Annotated in this window: 15 protein-coding genes and 6 tRNA genes; 3 read left to right on the top strand and 18 right to left on the bottom strand. The window is 42.2% G+C overall.

All coding sequences use genetic code 11. The features are described from left to right. Positions 1-234: 234 nt before the first annotated feature. Entirely contained in the window at positions 235-726 is a 492-nt protein-coding gene (gene purE, locus H5123_RS10445; protein ID WP_182697914.1) for a 5-(carboxyamino)imidazole ribonucleotide mutase, read from the top strand. Next, positions 726-1,811, top strand: a complete 1,086-nt coding sequence (purK, locus tag H5123_RS10440) for a 5-(carboxyamino)imidazole ribonucleotide synthase (RefSeq protein ID WP_182697913.1) — start codon at positions 726-728, stop codon at positions 1,809-1,811. The genes purE and purK overlap by 1 nt, the downstream gene beginning before the upstream one ends. A gap of 102 nt (positions 1,812-1,913) precedes the next feature. Here purK and H5123_RS10435 read toward each other — a convergent pair whose 3' ends face one another. The 6 genes from H5123_RS10435 to H5123_RS10410 form a co-directional block, all read right to left on the bottom strand. After that, complete coding sequence (locus tag H5123_RS10435; RefSeq protein ID WP_182697912.1) at positions 1,914-3,092, bottom strand: methyl-accepting chemotaxis protein; 1,179 nt, start codon at positions 3,090-3,092, stop codon at positions 1,914-1,916. A gap of 152 nt (positions 3,093-3,244) precedes the next feature. Beyond that, positions 3,245-3,862 (bottom strand): hypothetical protein, encoded by a 618-nt coding sequence (locus H5123_RS10430; protein WP_124017565.1) that lies wholly within the window; start codon positions 3,860-3,862, stop codon positions 3,245-3,247. A gap of 74 nt (positions 3,863-3,936) precedes the next feature. Further along, positions 3,937-4,371, bottom strand: coding sequence for a hypothetical protein (locus H5123_RS10425; protein ID WP_182697911.1), 435 nt, complete (start codon positions 4,369-4,371; stop codon positions 3,937-3,939). A 3-nt stretch (positions 4,372-4,374) separates the two neighbouring features. Continuing rightward, positions 4,375-6,018, bottom strand: a complete 1,644-nt coding sequence (gene gshA / locus H5123_RS10420) for a glutamate--cysteine ligase (protein ID WP_371696918.1) — start codon at positions 6,016-6,018, stop codon at positions 4,375-4,377. Positions 6,019-6,319: 301 nt separating this feature from the next. Continuing rightward, positions 6,320-9,175 (bottom strand): pitrilysin family protein, encoded by a 2,856-nt coding sequence (locus H5123_RS10415; protein WP_182697909.1) that lies wholly within the window; start codon positions 9,173-9,175, stop codon positions 6,320-6,322. A 58-nt stretch (positions 9,176-9,233) separates the two neighbouring features. After that, complete coding sequence (locus tag H5123_RS10410; protein ID WP_182697908.1) at positions 9,234-9,662, bottom strand: YqaA family protein; 429 nt, start codon at positions 9,660-9,662, stop codon at positions 9,234-9,236. Between the two features lie 566 nt (positions 9,663-10,228). On the opposite strand from H5123_RS10410, the gene H5123_RS10405 reads away from it, so the two are divergent. Beyond that, positions 10,229-11,476, top strand: a complete 1,248-nt coding sequence (locus H5123_RS10405; protein ID WP_182697907.1) for a dicarboxylate/amino acid:cation symporter — start codon at positions 10,229-10,231, stop codon at positions 11,474-11,476. 288 nt (positions 11,477-11,764) lie between these two features. Here the strand turns inward: H5123_RS10405 and H5123_RS10400 are convergent, their stop codons facing one another. From H5123_RS10400 to recA, 12 genes are all read right to left on the bottom strand, one after another. Next, positions 11,765-12,895 carry a sodium ion-translocating decarboxylase subunit beta gene (locus H5123_RS10400; protein WP_124017570.1) on the bottom strand — a complete coding sequence of 377 codons (1,131 nt, stop codon included), beginning with the start codon at positions 12,893-12,895 and terminating at the stop codon, positions 11,765-11,767. A 9-nt stretch (positions 12,896-12,904) separates the two neighbouring features. Beyond that, positions 12,905-14,689, bottom strand: coding sequence for a sodium-extruding oxaloacetate decarboxylase subunit alpha (gene oadA / locus H5123_RS10395; protein ID WP_182697906.1), 1,785 nt, complete (start codon positions 14,687-14,689; stop codon positions 12,905-12,907). Between the two features lie 13 nt (positions 14,690-14,702). Further along, on the bottom strand, positions 14,703-14,945 hold the full coding sequence (locus H5123_RS10390) for an OadG family transporter subunit (RefSeq protein WP_124017572.1): 243 nt from the start codon (positions 14,943-14,945) through the stop codon (positions 14,703-14,705). A 601-nt stretch (positions 14,946-15,546) separates the two neighbouring features. After that, a tRNA-Arg gene (locus H5123_RS10385) sits at positions 15,547-15,623 on the bottom strand. 71 nt (positions 15,624-15,694) lie between these two features. Beyond that, a tRNA-Ser gene (locus tag H5123_RS10380) sits at positions 15,695-15,786 on the bottom strand. Positions 15,787-15,794: 8 nt separating this feature from the next. After that, positions 15,795-15,871, bottom strand: a tRNA-Arg gene (locus H5123_RS10375). A 27-nt stretch (positions 15,872-15,898) separates the two neighbouring features. Next, a tRNA-Arg gene (locus H5123_RS10370) sits at positions 15,899-15,975 on the bottom strand. Between the two features lie 27 nt (positions 15,976-16,002). After that, positions 16,003-16,079, bottom strand: a tRNA-Arg gene (locus H5123_RS10365). Between the two features lie 22 nt (positions 16,080-16,101). Beyond that, positions 16,102-16,193, bottom strand: a tRNA-Ser gene (locus tag H5123_RS10360). Between the two features lie 924 nt (positions 16,194-17,117). Continuing rightward, positions 17,118-17,315: a carbon storage regulator CsrA gene (gene csrA / locus H5123_RS10355; RefSeq protein ID WP_011636538.1), complete on the bottom strand. Its 198-nt coding sequence runs from the start codon at positions 17,313-17,315 to the stop codon at positions 17,118-17,120. Positions 17,316-17,771: 456 nt separating this feature from the next. After that, positions 17,772-20,396, bottom strand: a complete 2,625-nt coding sequence (gene alaS / locus H5123_RS10350; RefSeq protein WP_182697905.1) for an alanine--tRNA ligase — start codon at positions 20,394-20,396, stop codon at positions 17,772-17,774. Positions 20,397-21,164: 768 nt separating this feature from the next. Continuing rightward, the gene (gene recA / locus H5123_RS10345; protein WP_182697904.1) at positions 21,165-22,229 is read right to left on the bottom strand and encodes a recombinase RecA; all 1,065 of its coding nucleotides are present in this window, start codon (positions 22,227-22,229) and stop codon (positions 21,165-21,167) included. Positions 22,230-22,301 lie beyond the last annotated feature (72 nt).

Genomic DNA, 22,301 nt, shown 5'->3' with positions numbered 1-22,301 from the left:
AACCAGCATCAATAAAAATCTGAGCGAGTGATAACTTGGATGTTCCAGCTTAGTTTTCGTATTTAGAAACTGAGTGTTAGCCTCATAAAACACTGAATTGCAGCCAACAGAGCACGGCTTATGCTATTATCTAGCACCTTTTTTATCGCCTTAATATTGACGTTAATCGCCGCGGTATCCTGATGAGCGAATTAACTAAATATACTAATAGAATAAGTACGTTAAGGAGTTAACATGCAAGCCCTAGTTGCTGTTGTAATGGGTTCGAAAAGTGATTGGCCTACGATGGAAGCCGCCGCTGAAATTATGGATAAGTTACAAGTGCCTTACCATGTTGAAGTCGTTTCAGCTCACAGAACACCTGACAAGCTAATGGAATTTGCAAGTTCCGCTGCCGATAAAGGCTATAAAGTCATTATTGGTGGCGCAGGTGGTGCAGCCCATTTACCTGGCATGATCGCCTCTAAAACTCGTTTGCCTGTGCTGGGTGTCCCAGTACAAAGCAAAGCACTATCTGGCATGGACAGTCTATTGTCTATTGTACAGATGCCTAAAGGGATTGCCGTTGGCACCTTGGCTATCGGTACTGCTGGTGCATTTAACGCCGGTTTATTAGCCAGTCAAATTTTGGCGATTAGCGATGCCGCTTTAGCTGAACGTTTAGAAGCATTTCGTGATGAGCAAACCCGCTCGGTCCTTGATAATCCCGATCCGAGAGAAGACTAATGACTTTGCCAAAAAATCTTTGGGTATTGGGTGACGGTCAATTAGGCGCCATGCTCAGTCATGCTGGCCAGCCGTTAGGCATTAATGTGCGTCCAGTTGACATTATGACGCCATCAGATGCGCAATTACCGCTAGAAGCTGATGACATCATTACCGCTGAACGCGAGCAATGGCCAGAGTCACAGCTCAGTTTACAACTCAGCCAACACCCACATTTTATTAATGGTCCAGTATTTGGTCGTTTAGCGGATCGCTTTACTCAAAAAAGTCTGCTCGATGAATTAGCTGTCGCCACATCACCTTGGCAATTAGTCGATGACAATACCAGCACCGAAGCCCTGCATAAGGCTTATGGTGAGCGGGTATTATTAAAACGTCGCACCGGCGGTTATGACGGTAAAGGCCAACATTGGTTAAAACAGGCAGAATCGACAACCATCCCTGCCGATTGGCGCAACGAAGCAATTGCCGAACAAGCGATTAACTTCGATGAAGAAGTGTCGATAGTTGGTGTTCGCACTCAAGATGGCCGCTGTTTGTTCTACCCACTAACACTTAACTTGCACCAAGACGGTATTTTAATGGCCTCTATCGCGCCATTAAGCCGCTTAGCACCTTTGCAAGCTGAAGCGGAAGACATGCTAAGCAAGGTCATGCATGGTCTTGAATACGTCGGTGTAATGGCAATGGAATGTTTCCGTGTTGGTGAACACTTAATGGTGAATGAGTTAGCACCGCGAGTGCATAATTCTGGCCATTGGACCCAAGCGGGTTGTCATATCAATCAGTTTGAATTGCATTTACGGGCTTTATGTAACTTACCTTTGCATCAGCCACAAGTGAATTTTCAATGCGTGATGGTAAACCTTATCGGCGTTGATAAAGACGATCGCTGGTTAAGCCTGCCTAATGCGGAGCTGTTTTGGTATAACAAAGACGTTCGCATGGGGCGCAAAGTGGGTCATTTGAATCTGTCTGTGCATAATAACCCTATGCTGACTGACAGTATCAATCAGCTTAAAACGTGGATGCCACAACAGTATCAAGCACCATTAGATTGGATTTTAGCTGAGTTTGCCAAGTAAATTTTGCCCGGGCAATTTGCCAAGCGCTTGGCAATAAACACGTTAATCAAAAAGGAGCCTAGGCTCCTTTTTTGTGTCAGATTTTTTTAGCGGCAAACACAACTACACGCACACTCGGGTTAACTCTTGATCAAGCTTGTTAGCGGTGACTTTTTGCTGTTGCGCCCGCTCGGCAATCACAGTTAAATGGTCATGAACATCTTGGCTTAAACTCGACATTTTTGCCGCGCGTTGATTAATTGAATTAGTCGATGCTTGCTGGCCCAAAATACTATCAGCAATGTTGCTAGCGACACTGTCAAGCTGGGTAAATACCACTTCAATATTATCAAATGCTTGAGTGACTCGCTGACATTGTTGCAGGCCGACTTGGCTTATCTGCTGGCTTTTACTGATGCCATTAACCGCATTATTAGCTTTAATTTGCAGTGCTTCCACTATGGTTTGTATTTCGACGGTGGACTCTTGGGTGCGCGAGGCTAATGCACGCACTTCATCAGCAACCACAGCAAAACCTCGGCCTTGCTCACCCGCACGAGCGGCTTCGATAGCGGCATTAAGCGCCAATAAGTTAGTTTGCTCTGCAATACTTTTAATCACCTCAAGTACGCTACCAATTTTCTGACTGTCTTTATTGAGTAGATCTAAGTCGTTCACCATAACATCAATGCCATTGGTGAAATCAGTCATACTTTGGTGATTGGCGATGGCGTCTTGATTACCAGACTGTAATAACTGGGTCAGGTTAACTGAGGTCGATTTAAGTTCATCAGCACTTAAGGATAAGTCATCTGCGGTTTGAGTAATGGCGTTTAAAGATAAGGTGATATGTTCGTTCTCACCATGACTATTGCTAATCGACTGCTCGGCTAAACTCATTCGCTCAGTGAGTACCTGTGAGCCATGGTGAAAAGTTTGTACATCTTGTCTAATCTCAGCTAAAACGACTTTTAAGCCTTCAATAAAGGCACTGAACTGGTTAGTAATGTGACCGAGTTGATCATCAATCGGATCGACTAGGCGCTTCTGTGGTGCGGTTTCAGTACTCACGACCAAGGCTAAATAATCTTGAAGTGCCGCTAAACGCTGGTTAATCGCTTGATTAAATAACAACCAGCCAAGCCATGACTGGATCACTAAAGTGCACCCTAGCAAGATTAACACCGTAGATTGATCAACTGGCGCTGACATAAAAAAAATCGCCAACATTGCTAGCATCAGGCATAACGCCGGAAGTAGCACCACTTTTAACTGCAATTTATTATTATTTTGGTTTTGCATATTGGGATCCGCAATATCGTTGACAACATTTTACACAATGCAGGATATTGACGATTTAACAAAATGTAAACACAACTATTACAATCGAGTGTATTTAAGGAGTAAGTGGATGTTTTACGCACAATAAATAGCCTCACAAGGAGGCTATATGGTTAATCAAAAAATAATCGCCACAACCATGACGAATCTAAATTCTCTTTGCATTGATGATATTGCGCAGCATAACGTTTTGAACGTTGATCGACTTTATTCGCTACCGGGACTAACCATTTTTTGGCTTTATAGCTGCCACGTTTATAACCGCCCCAGCCTTCATGGTAATTTAAGTATTGGTTTTTAGCATCCCACTTGGATACACCATTAATTTTATTTGTTTTGTAGATAAACCAACCCATAAAATCCATCGCATCGTCAAAGTCGCTGCGGCTAGACCAACTGTTACCTGTTTCACGAACATAATCGTTCCAAGTCATGGTTTTGGCTTGCGCATATCCATAAGCGTCACTGGCACGTCCTGTGGGGATAAAACCTAAAAAGTATTCCATTGGTGGTGCAGCATTATGCTTGAAAGAACTTTCTTGATACATCATCGCTAAAGGAACATGTACAGGCACGCCCCATTTTTCACGTGTATTAACCGCTGCGTCATACCACGAACGATGTTCTTTAAAAATAGAACATAAATTATCAGGCTCTTTTGGAGGCGAAGTGGCACAGCCCGCTAATGACAGAGATAAAACAACGCTAACGATACCTAAAAAACACTTCATAACACCTCTACCAGCACCTAAGATATTGATTCTGGATTTAGTTTTACATCAATTAAAAATCAATGCAATTATGCTTAGCGTTTCATTTCACATTGATGAAATTCGGTTTGCCAAACTATTGGCTGCCAATAGCCTTGATTTTGACCAATATAGATTTTATCGGTATTGAATTTAGCCGCTATATGGTATTGCTGCTCGGCAACGACATTAACCGAAAGCATTTTTACCTTACGAGCTGATAATGACACTTTCAAATCTGGTGAGTTAATCAGTTCTGCCACAGTAAATGTATGTTCGCCTGGCGATAATAGATAATTCGGTCTTGAAATAACTGGCACGCCGTCTAAATGAGTGACCACGACACGATATAAATTAGCACTGTTGTCGGGCTCTACATAGCTCGACACAGTACCACATTCAACCATATCATCTGGCGATGAGGCACAGCCCTGAATAGCCAATGCCGCGCCCGCAACCAGCAGTGCTCGCCAAGATGAATAAAATTGCATCGCTTATTTCGCCTCAAAAGTGCCAGCAGGAACAACATCATTAAAATAATTTTGTAAGAAAACCGCAAAATTATCTTGTGGTTGAGCCTCTAAACTTTGTAATTCAAGTAAAGATTTTTTCGCCTCATCCTCATAAGATTTTGTAATCTCATCACTTAATGGGTAATGGCTTAAAAACTCGTGGTAATCATTAGCCAATTGTTTAACCCACACGCCGTGATCGGTACCTTTAAGGACGACCTCATTCATCACTCGCCCTGATAACGTTTTGTTTGGGTTATCAATGGCTTCTGACCAAGTATTCAATGCAGTTTTGTAGGCATAGCTATCATCGCCGTCGAGCAGCTTAGCGATAGTGTCTAATTGTGCAAAGAGTTCATGCATCCATTGCGTTAATCCAATATTTTTGCCATTACGCTGTAGTTCAAGTCCTGGCTTGCGGCCTTCTAATACGACGGCTTTTAAGTTAGCGGCAATTTCAGCCTCACCGACCTCATCAGTATTTTCAGAAGGAGATAATAGGCAATACAACAGGAACAGATCAAGAAAACGCACTTGAGTGGCGTCAATACCAACAGGGCTAAATGGATTAACATCCAAAGCGCGCACTTCAATATACTCAACCCCTGCACGCGATAAAGCTTGTGAAGGTTTTTCACCTTTTTTGGTCACACGCTTAGCGCGTATGGGGGCGTAAAACTCATTTTCAATTTGTAATATATTGCTGTTGAGTTGGCGATACTCTCCATCGACATTAATGCCGATTTTAGCAAAACTTTTCGAGGGCATCTTAATCGCAGCGCCCACACCCTCAAGGTATTCAGGCAATGAGTTGTAACTAATATTCAGCGTGTCTTGTTCTTTATTGGTATAACCTAAATCACTCATGCGCAGTGACGTTGCATAAGGCAGATACAAGGTGCCTTTACCGGTTTTTTGAAACTCAAAATCGACATCTTGATCTTTAATAAACGAACTGCATAATGCCGGCGTCGAGCCAAACAAATACGGTAATACCCACACTAAACGACGATAATTTCGAATAAGGCCAAAGTAGGATTCAGAGATAAAATCTTCAAGGCTAATATTTTTACTGCAACAAGCGCTGCCATTGCCATTAGCAATTTTGTCGTCATACAGGCGTTGCCATAAATCTTGCGACACAGAAAAATTAAAATGCACCCCGGAAATAATTTGCATTAACGCACCATAGCGATGGGTTAATCCTTTGCGGTATAGCGTTTTCATTTTACCGTTATTGGAACTACCATAACGTGCAACCGGAATATCACTGACGTCACCGACGTAACATGGCATGCTGACAGGCCACAATTTTTGACCGTTTAAATTGCGCACACTATATGCATGGGTTTGGGTTAACCCATCTAATAACTCATCAACACTGTGGCTTACCGGCGTAATAAATTCTAATAAAGCTTCACTATAATCGGTAGTGATACGCGAATGAGTAAGAGCAGAACCAAGCGCTTTTGGGTGTTCGTCTTGTGCTAGATGGCCATTTTCATCAATACGCAATGCTTCACGTTCAATACCACGTGACATGCCCAATAAAGCCTCACGGCCTTGAGTGTCGCTTAAGTGTTCGACTTTTTCATTGAAAGACTTCAATTTACTACTCTCTTTTATGGATTCGCATTGCGAGTAAACAGCTGGACCTGATAATAAACGAGATTATTACTGAAAACGCGAAAAAAGTGTAACTCAGTATAATTAGCGTGTTTATGAGGGTGAAATTAAAAACGGCAACACTCTATGTCACCGTTAATGGATCCTTAAACATTCTCTGCTATTCACTCATTAACCGACACAGAATGATATTACGATTAAAGCATACGATAATTTTAAAATAGCTTGGGCTATATCTATATAGGGTTAACATTAACTTATTTCAAGGCGACTGTTAACCCTATTAGGAACAAGTGTTCAACTAGTCAGCAAGCGTGACCATTTCAACCTGATATCCTAGCGCTTTTAGTTGCGGTTCAACTGTGGTTTTATCTCCCACCACCAACATAACCATATCGTTGATATTAAGTAACTTACTGGCCAATTTATTTAGTTCATCCGTCGAAATACTGTTGACGATTTGGTCTTGCTCAGCCGTAAAATTTTGAGCTAACTGATAGCGTTGGATCATTCTTAAAAAGCCCGCTTTTTGATACGGTGTTTCGTATTCTAATGCTTGGCTTTGGGCAATTGAACTGCGCATAAAGGCACTTTCTTCGTCTGTCATACCTGACGCTTGGTAAGCGTTAATTTCTTTGACAAACTCAGCCAAAGATAAGCCTGTGACATCACTTCTCACACTGGCATAAGCCATAAATTTACCGGTATCTTCACCACCACTAAATTGAGTGCGAGCACCATAGGTGTAACCTTTATCTTCACGTAAATTTAGATTAACTCGACTATTAAACGCATCACCTAATGGATAGTTCATCAAATAGGCTTTAAAGAAATCACCGGTAGCATCATAGGGTAACGACACCTGACCAATATTAATAACCGATTGAGCCGCACCCGGTTTATCAATCAGATAAACGATATTTTTAGGGTGGGCTGGCAATGCAGGTAATGCAGCAAAGTGCGTTGCCTCACCTTGCCACTGAGCAAACATCGACAACTTCGGCATGATCTGCTGCTGGCTTAAGTCTGATACCACCACCATCTGAGCATTACCGGCACGGTACTGCTGATGATAAAACTGCTTCACATCATCAAGAGTTAACGCTGATATGGTGTTAATCGTACCATCACTGCTAATGCCCAACGGACTATTTTCACCATACAACAAAGCAGAAAAACCCGTGCTAGCGAGATAGTTAGCATCGGACAGCTGATGTTGTAAGCCTTGCAATTGTTGTTGCTTAACCCGTTCAAAATCAGCGGCAACAAAACCAGGACTAAACAAACGCTCCTTAACCAGTGCCAGCGTAGCATCAAGATTTTCGGTCAAACTCGACACCTTGATATAACTTTGTGAATCACTGGAACCGAAGCTAATGGATGACCCAAGCATATCAAGCGCGCCAGCTAAATCTTCACTGCTTCGCAGCTCGCTTGACTCATTAAGCATAGATGCAGTTAATTCTGCTAAACCGGCTTTGTTAGCTGGGTCTAATCGATGACCACCATCAAGATAAATAAGCAGTTCAACGGTTGGGGTTTCATCACTTTCAGTGCCCATCACTTCGATGCCATTGGCAAGCTTGCTGTCCCACAATTGCGGAACGGTTAACAAAGGTGCTGCAGCAGATGAAGGCATTTTATTGCGATTAAATGAAGACTTTGCAAAAGTGATGTCGGTTAATCCTGTGACCGCTTCTTGTGCAATAGGCATAGTGGTTGGTATAAAATTGTCTGCATGAGCAATCAATTGCGTTTGCCCTTCAGGGACAATACTCATCACCACCATGGGTTTGTTTTTAATGTAAGTATTGAAAACGCGCATCACATCGGCTTTGGTGACGTTAGCATAACGAGCTAAATCAGATGCCACCATGTCAGGCTGACCAAAGAAGGTTTGGTTCGCAGCAAGGGTGGACACTTTACCGGCCACACTCTGCATACCAAAAATAGTATTTGCTTCGAACTGCACTTTCACTTTTTGTAAGTCATCGTCGGTTACGCCACGTTGTTCAAACTCATTGATAGTCTGATTAATTCGAGTTTCAAGATCGGCAAGACTGCCACCTTTAGCGGGATTGGCCACTGCATAAAGTGATAACTGACAGGCCAGCTCTTGGCATGGATGACTGACCGCAGCTTGCACTGCATAGCCATCTTTAACTAAATTCTTATAAATCAGTGATGTTTTACCGCCGCCAAGAATATTAGCCAGTAAATCGAGGGCTGCCTCGTCTTTGTGCTGCGCATAAACGGTTGGAAACCCGACGTAAATAAGCGGTAGGTGTACTTTATCTTCCATCGAGATATAGCGAGTTTTATCCAATGTGACCATGGTTTTCGCTTCAGGCTTGACGACTGGTCCCGCTGGAATTTCCCCAAAATATTTATTCACCCACGCCAATGTTTGCATTTCATCAATGTCACCACCAATGGTTAAGGTGGCATTGTTAGGTCCATACCAACGTTGGAAAAAATGTTTAACGTCATCGACTGTGGCGCGATCTAAATCGTCTGGCCAACCAATAACAGGCCATGAATAAGGATGGCTAGCGGGATAGAATGCTTGGTTAAAACGTTCATTCAAACGACCATAAGGGCGGTTATCGATGCGCTGTGCGCGCTCATTTTTAACGGTTTCACGTTGCACCTCAAATTTTTCGCTGGTGAGCGCTGGCAGTAAAAAACCCATACGATCCGACTCTAACCACAGCATTTTTTCTAACTGGTTACTCGGAACCGTTTCAAAGTAATTGGTTCTATCAGTATTAGTACTGCCGTTTAATGTTCCGCCCGCTTCGGTCACCACTTTAAAATGTTGTTCATCCTCAACGTGCTGTGAACCTTGAAACATCATGTGCTCAAATAAATGGGCAAAACCACTGCGCCCTGCTAGTTCTCGCGCCGATCCCACATGATAAGTCACATCGACATGAGCCAAAGGATCTGACTTATCTTGATGTAAAATAACCGTTAAACCATTGGCTAACTGATATTTTTTATAGGGAATACTCACTTGGTTTTCTTGCGGGGTCGCGATTTCGATTAAGGTGACACCTTGGGGTAAACTCGATGCTTGCTGAGCGTTGTATGCACAACCACTCAACGCTGCGCTGATGGCAGCAGCCAGTATCCATTTATTTACATTTAGTTTCAAAACTGATTCCTTCCTTTTATAACAAATATAACCATGACGGTTACACAGATAATGGCTATCAAAAATCGACCGAATACATCACCAGTAACACTATGAGGCTATAACGGATAAGCTTACCGACAAACATAAAAAATGATGCCGGCACAATAGGAATTTTAAGCCATCCAGCCAGTAAACATAATAAATCACCAATTATTGGTAACCAAGATAACAGTAACGCCCACGTACCATATTTTTCTATCCACGCAAGCGCATAACGATATTGTCGGCTTTGAATATCTTGAGGATTTTTGGCTAATCGCCCTGCTCGACCAAGACCATAACTGGTTATCGCCCCGAGTGTATTTCCGATACTAGCCAGTATCAATAATTCAAGCCATGAAGAGGGGGTTTGATTAAGTAAAGCTACCAGTAAGACTTCAGAGCCACCAGGCAGTAAGGTGGCGGCTAAAAACGCACCGCTGAACATTAACCATAAATTTGTCATCAATAGACCTTAATACGCATTAATAGTTTCATTATGTTCACTATTCAATTTATTTTTATTGGACCTTTAATATGTATATAAGCCCAACATATCTCGCTCAAGATCCAGTGTATCAATATTAAAATGATGTATCTTAGGCCAAGATATTGGCCTGAACACCCTAGTGGTAAAACGATGAATTACGCAAAAAACGCAAGCTTTTCTGACTCAACTGACAAAATTAAAGTCGTTATCATGCAAATACGTTAATAGGGAGTGAAATACTTAAAGTTATAATAACAAATTTATTTATTCTTATAAGTTATAATAAAATAACGTTGTTTGTCATTCGATCACTTCATACAATACGATTAATATTTATTAACCTTAACGAATTTAATTGATCGTTATTAAGCGTTAACACCGGCTATTTTTTTAAAGACTAGCCAGTAATATCGCACGATGTCGCCAATAAAGGGGTTAACTTTTTAGTAATTCATAACTCATTAATAAACATAATGAGTCTCGCACAACGACCTTGTCTACTCAAATTGAGTAGCGCCATAATGACATAATTTGGAACTTTCATGATATTGCAAACCCTCAAACGCATCCCTTTTTGGCAGAAAGTCATTGCTGGCTTTGTTTTAGGCACACTCACAGGTGTCGGATTAGGCGAATCGGCGATAATGTTAAAACCGCTGGGTGATTTGTTTATTAGTGCCATTAAAATGCTGGTCGCGCCTTTAGTATTTTGTGCCATTGTGGTCAGCATTACCTCTCTAGGCTCGCAGGGTAATTTAAAGCGTTTAAGCTTTAAAACGTTAGCCATGTTTATGTTTACCGGCACAATTGCTTCATTTATTGGCTTAACGGTCGGCAGTCTGATCGATATGGGCGGCAATCTTGCTTTAGCCACAACAGAGGTACGCGAGCGTGATATTCCAGGCTTCGCCCAAGTGTTGCTCAACATGATCCCAGTCAATCCGTTTGCATCATTAGCTGATGGCAATGTGTTGCAAATCATCGTATTTGCCGCGCTAGTTGGTATTGCCATTAATGCAGTCGGCGAAAAAGCCGCACCGTTAAAGAACGTTATTGAAGCTGGTGCTGAAGTGATGTTTCAATTAACTCGTATGGTGCTAAAACTGACACCAATTGGCGTATTTGGCCTAATGGCGTGGGTTGTAGGTGAGTATGGTTTGAGCACATTATTACCATTAGGTAAGTTTATTATGGCGATTTATATTGCCGCACTCATCCATATCATTTTTGTTTACGGCGGGTTAGTAAAGTTTGCTGCAGGGTTAAGTCCTGTGCAGTTTTTCCGTAAAGCCATGCCAGCGCAAATCGTAGCCTTCAGTACTGCATCAAGTTTCGGAACCTTACCTGCCAGTACCCGTTGTTCAGAGGCGATGGGCGTATCAAAACGATACAGTGCGTTTGTATTACCCTTGGGCGCAACAATGAACATGGACGGTTGTGGTGGTATTTACCCTGCGATTGCCGCCATTTTTATTGCACAAATTTACGGTATCCCGCTCGACATGACTGACTATATGTTAATTGCAGTCACGGCAACGGTTGCTTCTGTCGGTACCGCAGGTGTGCCAGGTAGCGCGATGGTGATGTTAACTGTGACATTAGGCGTAATAGGCTTACCACTTGAAGGTATCGCCTTTATTGCGGCTATTGACCGTATTATTGACATGATCCGCACGGCAACGAATGTCACTGGCGACATGATGACCGCGGTTGTTATTGGTAAGAGCGAAGGTCAGCTTGATGTTGAACAGTTTTACTCGGATGACAAGCCAATTGAACAAACAGCTTAATAACACCGAAAACAATATTGTATAAATGAATAAGCCAGCACTTTATCGTGCTGGCTTATTGCTATTAATTGCAAAGACAAATCTCTCTTCGTACGACTAAATACCACAGTAACCGCTTTAAAGATTAAAACAGCTAAGCAAAATTAGACCATTAAAATCCCACCATCCCCATAATAATCAACAGTAAACAGACGAATCAAATCAACTTAGTAGACTCACTAAACAGCCTAAAGCCATTAAGATTTAGGCTGCATTTCGATGAGTCTGCTTAAGCAGAAAATAGACGCTTTAGCCCAAAACAGCCAATAACACACCAGCAGCGACAGCACTGCCCAAAACACCGGCAACGTTAGGTCCCATCGCGTGCATCAGCAAGAAGTTTTGGTTGTTAGCCTCTAAACCAACTTTATTAACCACACGGGCAGCCATTGGCACAGCAGAAACCCCAGCGGCACCAATAAGTGGATTAATTTTTCCACCAGAAAGCTTACTCATTAATTTAGCCATCAATACACCAGAAGCGGTACCAATGCTGAACGCAACCGCCCCCAGGATTAAAATACCTAACGTTTCGATACGTAGAAATTGATCCGCAGATAACTTAGATCCAACGGCTAGACCTAAAAAGATCGTTACGATATTGATTAACTCGTTCTGAGCTGTTTTTGATAAACGATCAACCACGCCAGATTCGCGCATTAAATTACCCAAGCAGAACATGCCAATTAAGGGCGTTGCCGCGGGTAAAAACAAAATGGTTAAACCAAGCACCATCAGTGGGAAAATAATTTTCTCTTTCTTACTGACCTCACGCAATTGCTCCATTTTGATTTCACGCTCGGCTTTGGTCGTGAGCAGTTTCATAATTGGCGGCTGAATAAGCGGCACGAGTGCCATATATGAATATGCAGCAACAGCAATTGCCCCTAACAATTCTGGCGCGAGTTTAGAGGCTAAGAAAATCGCCGTTGGACCGTCTGCACCACCAATAATCGCAATGGCTGCAGCATCTTGCATACTAAACTCAAACCCAGGCACCCAATTTAAGGCAATAGCACCGAGCAAGGTGGCAAAAATACCAAATTGTGCAGCCGCACCCAGTAGTAGCGTTTTAGGGTTAGCAATTAGTGCGCCGAAATCAGTTAATGCACCGACACCCATGAAGATGAGTAACGGGAACACCCCAGTCTCGATCCCAACATGATAAGCGTAAAATAATAAACCACCTTCATCAGTAAAGCCGGCATTAGGAATGTTGGCTAATATTGCCCCAAATCCAATGGGTAATAATAATAACGGTTCAAAACCTTTCATTATTGCTAAAAATAATAACAAACAACCAACAGCCATCATTAGCAGCTGGCCACCAGTAAAGTTAGCGATACCCGTTTCTGCCCAAAAGGCCAATAATCCTTCCATCTCGACCTCTTATGCTAATGATAACAATGCTGAACCTACGGTTACACTGTCACCTTGTTTAACTACTAACTGAGTGACAACACCATCTTGTTGAGCGCGAATTTCAGTTTCCATTTTCATTGCTTCAAGGATGATGATCACTTCACCGCTTGTTACCGCTTGACCATTGCTCACTAGCACTTTAAAAATATTACCCGATAATGGCGCAGCCATAGTGCACTTAACCTCGCCTGCAGGCGGTGAGGCAATTTGAGTTGGCGTTGCAACTGCTGGCGCGGCTGAAGCGGAAGCTGGCGCAATGTGACTTATTTCCCCTCCTTCGCTGACTTCGACGACAAAATGCTGACCTTCTACATTGACGCGATACGTTGCAGGGCCGCTATCGACTTTAACGTTAAGATCGTCGGCGCTTGGTATAGGTTCAAATGCATCCGGATTACCGCGATTTTTAAGAAATTGCAGACCAATTTGATTGAACAAGGCGTAAGTCATTACATCATCGTCAACGTCTGCAGCTAACGAGATACCTTGATCTGCAGATATTTCAGCTAATTCAGTACGTAGTTTGTCGAGTTCGGGTGCAATCAAATCTGCCGGCCGACAAGTAATAGGCTGCTCGCCTTTTAACACTCTTGCCTGAAGCTCAGCATTAACCGGCGCTGGCGTCGCACCGTATTCGCCTTTGAGCACGCCTTCGGTTTCTTTGGTCATGGACTTATAACGCTCGCCCATTAATACGTTAATCACCGATTGCGAACCAACAATTTGTGATGTTGGGGTGACTAATGGAAGAAATCCTAAGTCTTCACGCACCCGCGGGATCTCCTCAAGCACGGCATCCATTTTATCAGCAGCGCCCTGCTCTTTTAATTGATTTTCCATGTTGGTTAACATGCCACCAGGCACTTGAGCGCGTAAAATACGTGAGTCGATACCTTTTAATGCACCTTCGAAACGCACATACTTTTTACGCACCTCACGAAAGTAAGCGGCAATCTCTTCTAGCAACACCATATCGTAACCGGTTGCTCTGTCAGTATCTTCAACCATAGCCACTAAGGTTTCTGTGGCGCTGTGGCCGTAAGTTTGGCTCATTGAAGAGATAGCGGTATCGAGCACATCAACACCCGCTTCAATGGCTTTTTGATATGTAGCCGTGCTCAGGCCCGTTGTTGCATGACAATGCATCGACACCATTAGGTCGGTTTGCGATTTTAAACGGCTGATCAGATCGTAAGCTTGCATCGGTTTAAGTAAACCAGCCATGTCTTTAATGCATAATGAATCAGCGCCCATATCTTCTAAACGCTTTGCCATATCGACCCAAGTATCAACAGAATGAACTGGGCTAGTAGTGAAAGAAATTGTTCCTTGAGCATGACCGCCAACATTTTTAACCGCTTTAACCGCGGTTTCAAGATTACGCACGTCGTTCATCGCATCAAAAATACGAAATACATCGACACCATTGGCATGCGCTCGTTCGACAAAACGCGTAACAACATCATCGGCATAATGACGATAACCTAATAAATTTTGGCCTCGAAGCAACATTTGCTGCGGGGTATTAGGCATAGCTTTTTTGAGTTCACGAATGCGATCCCAAGGGTCTTCACCTAAATAGCGAATACAAGAGTCAAATGTGGCCCCTCCCCATGACTCAAGAGACCAAAAGCCTATTTTGTCTAACAGTGGTGCAATAGGTAACATATCGTCAATACGTAAACGTGTTGCGAGTATTGATTGGTGTGCGTCACGCAGGACAACATCGGTTAATGCTAACGGCTTGATCATAATGACTCCAAAATTATTTTGCGCGGTATTGATGTATCGCAGAAGTGATAGCGGCAACCAACTTAGGATCTATCCCAACGGTTTTTGCACAACCTGTCGTTGCTGGCCCAGTGACAGGCTCCTCGATAGGTGCAGGAAAAAGCTTGGCAACAATGCCAATACCAATAATTAAAATACTCAAAAAAATAAATACTAAGCCCATGCCCATTACCATAATGCCAAGTGCATCAGATAACTGCTCTGATATCGATGTCATGTGTCCTCACTTTTTCTAGTAAACATCAAACTATCGCGCTGGCTATTATGTATCGTGCGCTAATGCGCGATCGCGGTGCAATATCACAAACCTGCACCAAGACAGGAACACCGTTAACGATTACATAAAGCGCATCAACTATTCAATAAAGCATAAATATTCATATTGAACGCGTATTCAATGAAGTTGTATTTTCATGGTAAAATAGCAAACTGAGATTAAAACCCAAAAAACCGTCACAAAATATAAACAAATTAGCGCCACAATGCTATCTTTTTGTAAATTGGTCTTACCAAATTAGTGATATTAGATGAGGTTGGATCAATAAATCTCAATAAATACAGGCATAATTTATTAAATCATCAATGAATTTCGCTTAATAAGCTTTAAATTAGTAAAACCATGATAAGAACAACGATATGAGTCATATTTTATTGATTTAACAGCTTGATAAAATGAATAACAAATCACGACTTGGGAGATAAGTGAATAAAGATGTAAATATCAGCTTTTGTTGATAAAGGGCTTAGGCGTGGATAAGAAAATAGTCTAAAAATGAACCATAAAAAAAGCCCTGCAATAATGCAGGGCTTTTTTATTATGGTGCGCGTGGGAGGAGTCGAACCTCCGACCGCCTGGTTCGTAGCCAGGTACTCTATCCAGCTGAGCTACACGCGCAAAATCGTTACAACATGCCATTCATCAGTATCGCTGTAGTTAGCATTAAACTGCTAACTATACTTAATGAATGGCGGAGAAGGAGGGATTCGAACCCTCGATGGGATTTAAAGCCCATACTCCCTTAGCAGGGGAGCGCCTTCGGCCACTCGGCCACCTCTCCGCAATATATGGTGCGCGTGGGAGGAGTCGAACCTCCGACCGCCTGGTTCGTAGCCAGGTACTCTATCCAGCTGAGCTACACGCGCATAAATTGGGTTTTAGTGAAACATGAATGGTGCGCGTGGGAGGAGTCGAACCTCCGACCGCCTGGTTCGTAGCCAGGTACTCTATCCAGCTGAGCTACACGCGCATTCATGTTTAACACTATAATAGATAATGGTGCGGATGGGAGGAGTCGAACCTCCGACCGCCTGGTTCGTAGCCAGGTACTCTATCCAGCTGAGCTACATCCGCATCGTATATCTATCGTAAGAAATGGCGGAGAAGGAGGGATTCGAACCCTCGATGGGATTTAAAGCCCATACTCCCTTAGCAGGGGAGCGCCTTCGGCCACTCGGCCACCTCTCCGTTTCTTGGCGCACATATTACTGTTTGATGAAAATAAGTCAAACCCTTTTTAGGAAACCTAACTTCATTTGGAGTGTTTTTAAGCACATTGGGGATAATAGACTCAAATAGTCACAAAAACAGTGGTCTTTTCAGTGAAAATTGATTTAAATAATCTTCCTTCATCTCATTATCTCGCTGTTAAGTCTGTTAGAAATTTAGCGATAAAAAACTTTTTTTACAAACGACATTATCAGCATATCAATTAACTAACTTAGACGAGGTTTTGAAGATTAAAATTTCGCCAGGCCATTTGTCATAATTAATGTGACCATAATGATTAACATGAACGGTTTAAGTATTTTTTATGTAGTTGATAATCTGAACGATAATTGACCACTTAATGCCAGAACAACTAGGGTAAAACCTTTGAGATAGATTAATGCTGACTCAACACAATAAAACCAAGCGATTTCCAATGCTCATATTAGAGTGTCAGTAAGATACTTCAACAAGATCTTAATCAAAGCCATGGAGGCTGTTTTTAATATCACTCGCGTAGAGCTAATACTTCAATCTCGTCTGGAGGGTAAGCCAAGAGACAAAGCATTTTGCTTTGCAACATAGAATAGGCATCCTGCTATTGGATCACTACGATAGCGGATTAGGCTCGTCGTTGAAGAAAGGGCAACTAACACGCCTGAGCGCTCCTGTATTTAGTCTTCGCCCGTGTATCGATGAATGTGCTATCTATTATCAATATAATCACTCTGCTGTGGTACACAGATGCGAGTAAGCCTTAACTTAAATAATATGCAGCGCTTTGACTAACCATACTGGATATAAACTTAACCGCCCTGTTTAACCGCCAGAAATATCTCACATGCAGAAAACAAAAAAGTCAGCAAATGCTGACTTTTTGATATCGATCAAATATGCTCGAACTTAGTAATTACCACCTTCAGAAGGGGTACCTGACTTCTCAGACTGAATACGTTGATAGATCTCTTCACGATGAACAGATACTTCTTTAGGTGCATTGACACCGATACGTACCTGGTTACCTTTAACACCTAACACAGTAACTGTGACTTCGTCACCGATCATTAATGTTTCGCCTACACGACGAGTCAAAATTAGCATTCGACTGCTCCTTTAAGTTCAATCTGCATAACACGCTTTATCCGTAATATGCGCTCATTATAAGGTCTGCTTTACATAAAATCATAGTATCAATTTCTGAATACGTCGGTTTATAAAGCATATTCTCTTAAGAAATCATAAAACTTGATGATTTTCATCTTTTGAAACGAGGTTAACCGTCAATTAATCACATTCACGATACGACTCGCTGGTTAAACAATCCAATACGGCAAACCAACAACAAAAACGCTAGCAATGGAAAACAAATACCAAATCAGAGTACTACACTTGAGCACAAAAAAAAGCATTGTCTGACACTGGTAATCCTTTTAAACGCTTTTACTGTTAGCAAGTTAGTTCACTATGCCAAATCTACTGATAGCACTCAAGTCATAAAGCTTCATATAGTAGACTTTATGACTCAATTGCCGATAAATCGTTAATTTACAGATTTAATTAGCTTAAACGTTCGTTTACCCAAGGTGCAACCAAGGCTAATGCAGCGGCTAAATTCTCAGGCTGAGTACCACCCGCTTGAGCCATATCTGGGCGTCCGCCGCCCTTACCGCCAACCTGCTGTGCGACCATTGCCACTAACTCACCCGCTTTAACTTTTTTAGTTAAATCATTGCTGACACCAGCAATTAAATTAACTTTACCGTCTTTAGACGTACCTAAGACAATAATCGCAGATTTAAGCTTTTGTTTCAGCTCATCTTGTAAACCACGAAGTGAACCAGGATCAATGCCATCAAGCTGCTTAACTAACAACTTAACCCCATTGATGTCGACTGCATCACCCGCCATATCGGCACTGGCTGCTGCAGCTAACTTATCTTTTAACTGCGACAAATCTTTTTCTAATTGCTTCACTTTATCTAACTGGGCTTTTAACTTAGCCACTACTGAAGCACTGTCTGATTTAAGTAATTGCGCAGCTTCATCTAATACTGCTTGTTGATCGGCAATATAAGCCATTGCTGCGATACCTGTGACAGCCTCAATACGACGCACACCGGCAGCAATACCGCCCTCAGAAGTGATTTTAAATAACCCAATATCACCAGTACGGCCAACATGAGTACCACCACATAGCTCGATAGAGAAATCCCCCATAGTCACCACGCGGACTTGGTCATCGTATTTCTCACCAAATAATGCCATAGCGCCTTTTTCTTTGGCTTCGTCAATGGCCATTTCAGTGGTGCAAAGTTCATGGTTACGGCGAATTTGAGCATTGACTAGATCTTCAACCGCTTTTAACTCTGAAGCTTTAACCGCTTCAAAATGAGCAAAGTCAAAACGTAAGCGCTCAGGGTTAACTAATGAGCCCTTCTGAGACACATGCGAGCCTAACACTTGACGTAATGCAGCATGCAGTAAGTGAGTGACGGAATGATTTAACTGAGTACGATGACGTAAATTTTTATCCACTTGCGCAATTAACTGCTGACCAATAACTAATTTGCCTTGGCTTAATTGACCTTCATGACCAATAGCAGGGCCAAACTTTTGCGTGTCGTTAACAATAAACAGTAAACCTTCAGCTGTCAGTTGACCTTTATCGCCCACCTGTCCACCTGACTCTGCATAGAATGGCGTATTATCTAGCACAACAACGGCATCTTGACCGGCAACCACAGTATCAACCGCTTTACCGTCAACATATAAACCAATCACATTAGGCTGACCAGTTAACTCGGTATAACCACTGAATGCGGTTTCGGCGTCGATAATTAATTGGCTATTATAATCTGCGCCAAAGTTACCTGCGGCTTGTGCGCGACTTCTTTGCTCCGCCATTGCGACTTCAAAGCCTGCTTCATCAACATTAATATCACGTTCACGACAAACATCAGCGGTTAAATCAACTGGAAAGCCATAAGTGTCATACAGTTTAAATACCGTTTCACCATCTAAAGTATTACCTTGTAGCGTATTTAGCGCACTATCCAAAATCACCAAGCCACGCTCAAGTGTACGAGCAAACTGCTCTTCTTCTGCTTTTAAGGCTTTTTCAACAATGGCTTGTGTTTGTTTTAAACCATTAGCTGCATCACCCATAACGCTAATGAGTGTTGGGACTAACTTATAGAAAAATGCATCGGTAGCACCAAGCTTATTACCGTGACGAACTGCGCGACGAATAATACGACGCAATACATAACCACGGCCTTCGTTTGATGGCATAACCCCATCGGCAATTAAAAATGCACAAGAACGTATATGATCAGCAATAACCCGTAATGATTTATTTTCTAAATCAGATACACCAATAATTTCAGCCGTTTTTGCGATGAGTTGTTTAAAGATATCGATTTCGTAGTTTGAATGCACACCTTGCATAATTGCTGCAATACGCTCAATGCCCATACCTGTATCAACCGAAGGTTTAGGCAATGGCAACATTTCACCGTCGGCTTGACGGTTATATTGCATAAATACAATATTCCAGATTTCAATAAAGCGATCGCCGTCTTCTTCAGGCGTACCAGGACGACCACCCCAGATATGATCGCCATGATCATAGAAAATTTCGCTACATGGGCCACAAGGTCCGGTATCACCCATCTGCCAGAAGTTATCAGACGCAAACGCGCCACCTTTATTATCACCAATACGGATCATATTTTCAGGTGCAACACCAATTTTTTGCGTCCAAAGTTCATAGGCTTCGTCATCTGTTTCATAAATGGTGACACATAAGCGATCTTTTGGCAGCTTGAGGGTTTCAGTTAAAAAGGTCCATGCAAAACGGATCGCATCTTCTTTAAAATAATCGCCAAAACTGAAATTACCCAACATTTCAAAAAAAGTGTGGTGACGAGCGGTATAACCCACATTGTCTAAATCGTTATGTTTACCACCAGCACGAACGCAACGTTGTGATGTTGTTGCTCGGCTATAGTTGCGCTTATCCATACCGAGGAACACATCTTTAAACTGATTCATACCCGCATTGGTAAATAACAGTGTTGGGTCGTTAGTGGGAACGAGCGAGCTGCTATCAACAACCTGATGTCCGTTATCTTCAAAGTACTTTAAAAATGCACTTCTTAACTCTGCTGTAGTCTGAAACATGAAATGGCCCTGAATAGAGAAAATACAAAAGTAACGAGCTTGATATGCAAGCTAGTAAATGTAGGCATTATATACTGAATTTGTCGAAAGAAGCGAGTTGAGTCAGTTGATTATAATCTCGACAAAATCGATAGAATAACGATCTACTGGCCCGATAACGACGGAGATAGCGAACTCACTCCACTGATTATTTAAGCGGAATATGCATTTCTATCTTGTCTATAAATAAGCTCGTTGATCATAGCTAGGACATAATTTGACTAATCAATCTGATAAGCAACCAAATCAAACGCATAAGAAACCAAAATAGTTAACATTTTGGCGAGTCTGGTAATCAGCAGAATCGTGATGTGATAAGAAATAATGTGATTAAAAAGGATGTGATTAAAAAGGATGCTATTTAGCCTAACCGACATTTGATAGAGCAACTTGTCGCCGTACATTTCTCAATGTACCCAACTTTACTTAAAAATGATTCAATCACCTTAACATTAGCAAACACAAATAAATGCTTACCAAGGGCTTTAAAGGCTTTAGATATTTTGTTTGCTTAAAGCGGTGTTGACTATAGCTGGCATGATTAGCCATTGCGCATAACAAGTGTCACTTAAAAGGCGCTGAGTTTGCCATTATCTGCAACATTTAGACTGGATGGCTTTTAAAATATGGTGAGTGTAAAAGATGGTGAGTGCGTGTAACGAGGCGACTCTATGGCGGGAATTTTCGCGGCGCGCAGAAGCGCTACCGCGATAAATATGACTGGCTAATTTAGAATACTTCACCTGTTTCAAGGTCAATATTCTCATCACTTTCAGTGGTTGAGTCTGATGAGTTAGCACCACCATTCAATAACATGCCACGAAGAGTGGTATTAATTTCATCGGCAATAGCTGGATTTTCAGTCAAAAATTTACCAGCATTGGCACGGCCTTGACCAATTTTTTCGCCTTTGTAGCTGTACCAAGCACCGGCTTTATCAACCAGCTTGTGTGCAACACCTAAGTCAACTAGTTCGCCGGTACGGTTAATACCTTGTCCATAAAGGATCTGGAATTCAGCTTGCTTAAATGGAGCTGCAATCTTATTTTTAACCACTTTAACGCGAGTTTCATTACCGATGACTTCATCGCCATCTTTAATCGCACCGGTACGACGAATATCTAAACGAACAGATGCGTAGAATTTAAGTGCATTACCACCTGTGGTCGTTTCTGGGCTACCAAACATTACACCAATTTTCATACGAATTTGGTTAATAAAAATAAGCAGTGTGTTTGATTGCTTAAGGTTACCAGCAAGTTTGCGCATCGCTTGGCTCATCATACGAGCGGCAAGGCCCATATGCGAATCACCAATTTCACCTTCAATTTCTGCTTTTGGTGTTAATGCTGCAACAGAATCGACAACGATTACGTCTACCGCACCTGAACGCGTTAACGCATCACAAATTTCTAGTGCTTGTTCGCCTGTATCTGGCTGTGAACAAAGTAAGTTATCAATATCTACGCCTAGCTTTTTGGCATAAATTGGGTCAAGAGCATGTTCAGCATCAATAAACGCACAGGTTTTACCTTCGCGTTGCGCTGCGGCAATCACTTCAAGAGTTAATGTGGTTTTACCTGATGACTCTGGGCCGTAAATCTCAACGATACGTCCCATTGGTAAACCACCCGCACCAAGTGCGATATCCAATGAAAGCGAACCGGTAGAGATAGTTTCAACATCCATTGTGCGATCTTCGCCCAACTTCATAATTGAGCCTTTACCAAATTGCTTTTCAATTTGGCTTAATACGGCGGCTAGCGCTTTCTCTTTGTTTGGATCAACCTTCATTATAAAACCCTCTTAAGGCATTCAATACGTTTAGTAAAATGCTATTTTGACTTAGGTGAAATGATGTAAACC

This window comes from Shewanella sp. SR43-4 (assembly GCF_014163845.1).
Classification (GTDB): Bacteria; Pseudomonadota; Gammaproteobacteria; order Enterobacterales; family Shewanellaceae; genus Shewanella; species Shewanella vesiculosa.
The sequence above is the reverse complement of the archived record's forward strand: the minus strand, read 5'-3'. Positions and strand labels throughout refer to the sequence as shown.